This is a genomic window from Endozoicomonas sp. ALC013 (assembly GCF_049310205.1).
In the GTDB taxonomy this organism is placed as follows: domain Bacteria; phylum Pseudomonadota; class Gammaproteobacteria; order Pseudomonadales; family Endozoicomonadaceae; genus Endozoicomonas.
Map to the genome: position 1 here is coordinate 1 of NZ_JBLYNS010000356.1, position 1,709 is coordinate 1,709.

General features: G+C 51.5%; 2 protein-coding genes. One reads left to right on the top strand and one right to left on the bottom strand.

Annotation, left to right across the window (positions count from 1 at the left end; translation table 11 throughout):
- Positions 1 to 115: 115 nt before the first annotated feature.
- The gene (gene glk / locus ACO6V1_RS23805) at positions 116 to 1,090 is read left to right on the top strand and encodes a glucokinase (protein WP_422445615.1); all 975 of its coding nucleotides are present in this window, start codon (positions 116 to 118) and stop codon (positions 1,088 to 1,090) included.
- A gap of 171 nt (positions 1,091 to 1,261) precedes the next feature.
- On the opposite strand, the gene ACO6V1_RS23810 is transcribed toward glk, so the two are convergent.
- On the bottom strand, positions 1,262 to 1,675 hold the full coding sequence (locus ACO6V1_RS23810; RefSeq protein WP_422445617.1) for a hypothetical protein: 414 nt from the start codon (positions 1,673 to 1,675) through the stop codon (positions 1,262 to 1,264).
- Positions 1,676 to 1,709 lie beyond the last annotated feature (34 nt).

The window sequence follows — 1,709 nt, forward strand, 5'->3', positions numbered from 1 at the left end:
CCCAGCCTTCCTGCAATGCCGCGCCTCGTCATAGGAGCGCCCTGATACGCTGAGCACGCAACGAAACGTCAACAGGATCGTCTGCTCTGGGTACATAACAGAAGCACTCTTCATTATGTCACGTGACACTTTATTGAATGACTCAATGGCACTGGTAGCGGATATCGGTGGCACCAACGCAAGGTTTGCACTCTCACTGGGTGGCAAGCTGCAAACAGACTCGATACAAGTGCTGGCCTGTAATGACTTCGACAACCTTGATCATGCGGTCAGCCATTACCTGAAGCATCAGCAAGTCGCCGTGGATCATGCCTGCATGGCGTTTGCCTGCCCAGTGAGTGGCCAGACGATAAAAATGACCAACAACCATTGGGCATTCAACCAGTCTGACATGAAAGACACGCTGAAGTTGCTGTCCTTCAAAGTGATCAATGATTTTACCGCCCAGGCGCTTGCCCTCCCTGCCCTGCCTGAAAACACCCTGGTCAGGATTGGCCACGGAGAGGCAATCCCGGGGGCCACCAAACTGATTATTGGACCAGGCACGGGCCTTGGCGTCGCCGCACTGAAGAAGGTAGGCGATCATTGGCTGCCTCTGCCCGGAGAGGGCGGACATGCGGCGATTTCTCCCATATCTGCCATGGATAAGGAGATTCTCGGTATTCTTCAGCAGCAGCTGGGCTATGTTTCCTGGGAATCGGTACTGTGCGGTTCTGGCATTGAACGGCTGTATCAGGCCCACAGTATGTTGTCTGGCCAAACACAGACACTGAAAAATCATGAGATCACGGCCCAGGCCCTGGACGGAGAACCCCTCTGTCGCCAGACACTACTGCATTTCTGTGAACTGCTGGGCAGGGCCGCCAGTAATGCGGCACTGACCACCGGAGCCCAGGGGGGTGTATATATTGCTGGCGGTATTATTCCACGCTTCCCGGAGTTCTTCGCTCAATCGGACTTCAGGACATCGTTCGACCTTAACGATAAGATGGCCGGTTATCTGGCGGGTATCCCCACCAACCTGATTGTTCACGACAATCCCGGCCTGACCGGTGCGTGTGAAGCATTAGGCAACCCGTTGATCCATTGATTTTGCCTGGCTGACCCTGATCCGGGTCAGCTTCCAGAGATATTGGAAGAGCAGCAATTCGTCCACAACGGCCAGACAAATAGTGTTGACTGAGAGTGAATAATCGACCGCTCAATACCAGGACAGTGAGAACAGGTTATTACTCTCAGAAGAAGAACAATTACGTTATTTTCAAACAACCTGCTCAGGGTCATGACTGATCATCCCTGTAAGCCGTACAGGTGATTCCGTCGGGGCTACATGCCGACACCGAACATACACATGCTCGGCGACAATACCGGCAGCACCACCTACGACAAAACCTGCAAAAAAACCTGCCAAACTACCTGCCAAACTACCTGCCAAACTACCTGCATAAGGACCGGCAACCGCCGTAACAACAGGTCCGACAATAATTGCAACACCACAGGCTGTAGGCAGGCTAAAAGCCAGATTAACAGCTGTTCGTTCCAACAGTGAAACATTTCGTCCCATACACTTACACTGACAAAATATCGGTTCTGGAATAAATGGTGAATCAGAGGCTTCCGCACTCTGAGTCAGAGGCATTTGGATAATTGATGAAGTTGATGAAGATGCTTGCATTTCAAATTACCCTCAAAGATGTCTAAATCTTTTA

Bases quoted from the DNA above. Each gene is read 5' to 3' on its own strand.
- glk (WP_422445615.1), top strand. From the start codon at position 116: ATGTCACGTGACACTTTATTGAATGACTCAATGGCACTGGTAGCGGAT.
- ACO6V1_RS23810 (WP_422445617.1), bottom strand. From the start codon at position 1,675: ATGCAAGCATCTTCATCAACTTCATCAATTATCCAAATGCCTCTGACT.